The organism is Peptidiphaga sp., assembly GCF_057238965.1.
Map to the genome: position 1 here is coordinate 13748 of NZ_DBHHEV010000014.1, position 4612 is coordinate 18359.

General features: G+C 68.9%; 6 protein-coding genes. 5 read left to right on the plus strand and 1 reads right to left on the minus strand.

Annotated features, from left to right (window positions below):
- Window positions 1-162: 162 nt before the first annotated feature.
- Both ACO48X_RS03220 and ACO48X_RS03225 read left to right on the plus strand, forming a co-directional pair.
- Entirely contained in the window at window positions 163-888 is a 726-nt protein-coding gene (locus tag ACO48X_RS03220; RefSeq protein ID WP_485000481.1) for an ABC transporter permease, read from the plus strand.
- A complete protein-coding gene (locus ACO48X_RS03225) occupies window positions 885-1487 on the plus strand; it encodes a TetR/AcrR family transcriptional regulator (protein WP_485000483.1) in 603 nt (200 codons plus the stop codon). The genes ACO48X_RS03220 and ACO48X_RS03225 overlap by 4 nt, the downstream gene beginning before the upstream one ends.
- A 72-nt stretch (window positions 1488-1559) precedes the next feature.
- Here ACO48X_RS03225 and tadA read toward each other — a convergent pair whose 3' ends face one another.
- Window positions 1560-2006, minus strand: coding sequence for a tRNA adenosine(34) deaminase TadA (tadA, locus tag ACO48X_RS03230; RefSeq protein WP_485000485.1), 447 nt, complete (start codon window positions 2004-2006; stop codon window positions 1560-1562).
- 131 nt (window positions 2007-2137) lie between these two features.
- On the opposite strand from tadA, the gene upp reads away from it, so the two are divergent.
- The 3 genes from upp to ACO48X_RS03245 all read left to right on the plus strand — a co-directional run.
- On the plus strand, window positions 2138-2776 hold the full coding sequence (upp, locus tag ACO48X_RS03235; protein WP_485000487.1) for a uracil phosphoribosyltransferase: 639 nt from the start codon (window positions 2138-2140) through the stop codon (window positions 2774-2776).
- Between the two features lie 10 nt (window positions 2777-2786).
- Window positions 2787-3857: an alpha/beta hydrolase gene (locus ACO48X_RS03240; RefSeq protein ID WP_485000489.1), complete on the plus strand. Its 1071-nt coding sequence runs from the start codon at window positions 2787-2789 to the stop codon at window positions 3855-3857.
- Window positions 3858-3923: 66 nt separating this feature from the next.
- Window positions 3924-4612 (plus strand): M20/M25/M40 family metallo-hydrolase (locus ACO48X_RS03245; protein ID WP_485000491.1); only part of this gene is annotated, 689 nt, incomplete at its 3' end.

The following is a 4612-nucleotide window of genomic DNA, read 5'->3' on the forward strand; positions in this document are numbered from 1 at the left end:
CGTCTCCTCGCACGTCATGGACGAGGCCCAGCGCTGTGACAGCCTCGTCTTCATCCGCGAAGGCGACATCCTGGCAACGGGGACCGCTGACAACATCCTCAAAGACACGGCGACGTCGTCCATGGACGCCGCCTTCCTCGCCCTAGCGAAGGAGCAGGCAGAATGACTCTCGCAATCGCCGCGCGCGTGGCGCGCCAGCTGCGCCACGACCCGCGCACTCTCGCCCTCGTCACCTTCGTCCCGTCGGTTCTGGCGTGGCTGGTCCATCAGATTTTCGACGGCGAAGAGCCGATCTCCTCGCAAGTCGAGATGACGTTGCTCGCAATGTTCCCCCTGCTCCTCATGTTCCTGCTCACAGCCGTAGCCACGGTGCGCGAGCGCTCCGGCGGAACCCTTGAACGCCTCATGGCGGCTCCGATCCGCAAAATGGACGTCATCGGGGGGTACGCCTTGGCCTACGGCGCGCTGGCCATCGTGCAGACCTCGCTGCTGACGGCCGTCTGCTACTGGGGCCTGGACATGCAGTTGAGGGGCGGCATCGCGTGGATGCTGCTCGTCTCCCTGGCGACGGCGCTGCTGGGAATCGCGCTCGGGCTGCTCGCGTCGGCGGTTTCCCGCAGCGAGTTCCAGGCCGTCCAGTTCATGCCGATCGTCGTGCTGCCGCAGGTGCTTTTGTGCGGACTCTTCGGGCCTCGCGAAGAGATGGCCGGATGGCTTGAAGGCCTGTCGAATGTGCTGCCGCTCACCTGGGCGGTCGAGGCGTTGAAAGAGGTGGCGGATTACTCGGATCTCACCGGCCATTACTGGACCAGCCTCGCCATTGTCGCGGCATTCGCGATCGGCTCGCTCGGCTTGGCCTCGCTCACACTGCGGCGGAGGACGGAGTGACTCGCGGCCGCCGCAAGGGCTCGCCCGCAACGCGGGAGCAGATCCTCGACGCCGCCCGGAAGGTCTTCGACGAACGGGGCTTCCGGGCGGCGTCGCTGCGCGCCGTCGCCCGGACGGCGAACGTAGATCCGGCCCTCGTCCACTACTATTTCGACTCGAAGGTCCAGCTCTACACGCAGTCCGTCGGAATCGGCATCAACCCCGAGCGGGTCTTGACCGAGGTCACCACGCCGGGCAGGCGCGGACTCGGTCGCCGACTCATGGCCTTTCTCATCGACCTGTGGGAATCGGAGGTCGCGCAGTTCGTCGTGGAATCCGCGCGGGAGAATCCCGCCCTCGCGCGCCAGTACGCCGGGGTCATCGTCGAGCAGTGGCGCCGCGCGGCCGACATCCTTGGCTTCCCACATGGAATCGTGCGCGAGGAAAGCCTGGCGCAGGCGATCGCCGTCGTCGCCGGCTTCGTCACCAGCAGGTATCTGCTCGAACTCGAGCCCGCAACTTCCCTCACACGCGAGCAGGCCATCCGCGTCTACGGGGATCTTTTGCAGGGAGTCATCGACGCCACCGCAGCCGCGGAAGACCCGGAGGCAAGGAAGTGAAGACGGCACGGAAATGAGGAAGGCGCGGAAAAGAAGGCGGCGAGGCGAAAGCGGATGCGGGCTCGGCCGCCGTCACCTCCCGAAGAAGGCGCGAAGCTGGCGCGAGCATTCGTCTTCGCGGACGCCGCCCACAACCTCGACCCTGTGGTTGAGCCGCGCGTCGCGCAGAACGTCGCGGACGCTGCCGGCCGCCCCGGCCTTCGGATCCCACGCCCCGAACACGACCCTGGCCACGCGAGAAGCGACGATCGCCCCCGCGCACATCGTGCACGGCTCGAGGGTGACGTACAGGTCGCATCCCTCCAACCGCCAGTCCCCCGCAGCCTGCGCCGCCTCCCTCAGCGCCGCGATCTCGGCGTGGCCGGCGGGATCGTTGCACGCCTCGCGCGTGTTCCAGCCGACGCCGAGCACAGCCGACCCGCGCACCACAAGCGCGCCCACGGGGACGTCGCCCGCGAGCGCCGCACGGCCGGCCAGCTCCATTGCCCGGCCGATCCACTCCCGCTCAATTTCATGCACGCCCCCATTGTGCCCGGGCGCGCCCTGCGCCGCACGCGCGGTTCGGCGGGCGTCCGAGGGCAACGCCTCAAAGCGCCCCAATAATCTCGAAGCGCCCCAAATATGTCGGATCGCGCTGATATAGTCAACGCATGCGTACTCAGATCATCGAGCACCCTCTGGTGGCTCACAAACTCACCCTTCTGCGCGATCGAAACACGCCCTCGCCCGTCTTCAGGCAGCTCGTCGACGAGCTCGTCACCCTTCTGGCGTATGAGGCCACGCGCGACGTCGCCGTCCGCGAGGTCGACATCGTCACACCCGTCGCGCCGACGAAGGGCCTGTCCCTGGCCTATCCGCGCCCCATCCTCGTGCCCATCCTCCGCGCGGGCCTGGGGATGCTCGAGGGCATGTCAAAGCTCCTGCCGACCGCCGAAATCGGCTTCCTCGGAATGAAACGCGACGAGACCACGCTCGAGGCGCACACGTACGCCAACCGCCTGCCAGATGACCTTTCGGGCCGCCAGTGCTACGTGGTGGACCCGATGCTCGCCACCGGCCACACGCTCATCGACGCCGTCAACTACCTGCTGGAGCGCGGCGCGCGCGACGTCACCTGCGTGTGCCTTCTGGCCGCCCCCGAGGGCCTGCGGAACCTCGAGGAGGCCGTCGGCGATCGGGCCGACGTCACGATCGTCTCGGCCGCGCTCGACGAGCGCCTCAACGAAAACGGCTACATCGTCCCCGGACTGGGCGACGCCGGCGACCGGCTCTACGGCATCGTCGACTGAGCGCCCTTCGGTGAGCACGCCTCAAACGAGCCCCCTTCCGCCCATGGCCGCTGAGATTCCTCCCGCGCCCGCATCCGTGCGGCCGCCTTCCCCTTCCGACATCCTTTCGATCCGCACTGACTGCCTGGGGCCGACGTGGGTCGCCACGTCCTTCGCCCTTTCCGAGGACGACGGCGGATCCCCGCCTGGGCGCCCCGACGTCGCGGTGCTCGTCCACGAGGCCGACGCCGGCGATCTCGCACAGAAATCCGGCGCAGCGGCCCTGTACCTGCCGGGCTTCCTCGATTCGTTCTTCCACGTCGAGCAGGCCGCCGCCTTCCGCGAGGCCGGAATCCCGCTGGCGGGCCTCGACATGCGCCGGTGCGGCAGGTCCGTGCGCTCGAACGCCTCCCGCGACGATCTGCGCGACATTTACGTGCGGGAGGAAGAGATCGGCCTGGCAATCGGGCGCCTGCGATCCCTTGGCGCCAGGAGGATCGCCTTGATCGGACATTCGACGGGCGGCCTTCAGGCGGCGCTGTGGGCTGCGGACAATCCCGGGACGGTCGACGCCGTCGTCCTCAACTCGCCGTGGCTCGACCACAACGGCGGCGCCTTCGAGCGCGGACCGCTCACGCGGTTCATCGACCGTGTCGGGGCCCGCCGCCCCCGGCTCGTCTTCAGCCCGCTCTTCCTTCGCTACGCCCGCGCGCTCCACACGGATTTCGGCGGCGAGTTCTCCTTTGACCCTCGCCACAAGCCGCTCCGCCGGGCCGTCGCGCGCATGGGGTTCATCCGAACCGTCCGCCGCGCGCAGGCGCGCATCGCAGCGGGCGACGTGAAAATCGACGTCCCGCTGCTCGTCGCCCATTCCGACGCTTCCTCCCGCCGCCCCCGCTTTCCCAGCCGTGACGACGTCGCCGTGCGCGACGCGGTGCTGGGGGTCGAAGACATGAAACGTCTGGCGCCGGTGCTGTCCGAACGCGTCGAAATGCTCGAAATCCCGGGAGGCCGCCACGATCTAGCGCTGTCGGCCAAGCCGGCCCGGGAGGCGTACACCCACGGCGTCGTCGATTGGGTCCGCAAGACGCTCGGCCTGTGACCTCAGGGCCGCGGGCGGCGCCGGGCTCGCGACGCCGACCCTCCCGCATCGGAGTACCATCGAACCATGCGCGATTTGTCGAAGCCCACAGTTCCATCCGATGCCATCCAACGCCGTTTCGCCGAAGAGACGCAGGCGCGGAAGGCCGCAGCCGGACCCGCGGCCTCGCTCGCCGACGGCGAAGGCTCACCCGCCGAGCTGCGAGAAGCCCTCGCCGCAGCCGTCGAGGGGCTCGCGGGCGAGATCGTCGCGCTTTCGCACGCCGTCCACAACAACCCCGAGGTCGGATACGAGGAGCGCTTCGCGGTCTCCACGGTCGCAGACCTGCTGCGAGCCCACGGCATCGAGCCCGATGTGGGCGTTTACGGGATGGAGACAGCCCTGCGCGCCGAGTTCACCGGCGCCGTCGGCAACGCGGACAACGCCGATTCGCCCGGCCCGGCGATCGCCATCCTCGCCGAATACGACGCGCTTCCGGGCATCGGACACGGCTGCGGGCACAACGTCATGGCGGGCAACTCCGTCGGCGCCTTCCTCGCCCTCCACGAGCTCGAACGCCGACGCCCCGGGTCGGTTCCGGGCCGCGTAGTCCTCCAGACGACGCCCGCCGAGGAATGCTCCACCGCCAAGGAAGTCCTTGCGGTTCGCGGCATGCTCGACGGCGTCGACGCCGCCGTCCAAACCCACTCCTACTCCTACGACCTCACGCACCAGACGTGGCTCGGCGTGCGGCGCATACGCGCGATCTTCACCGG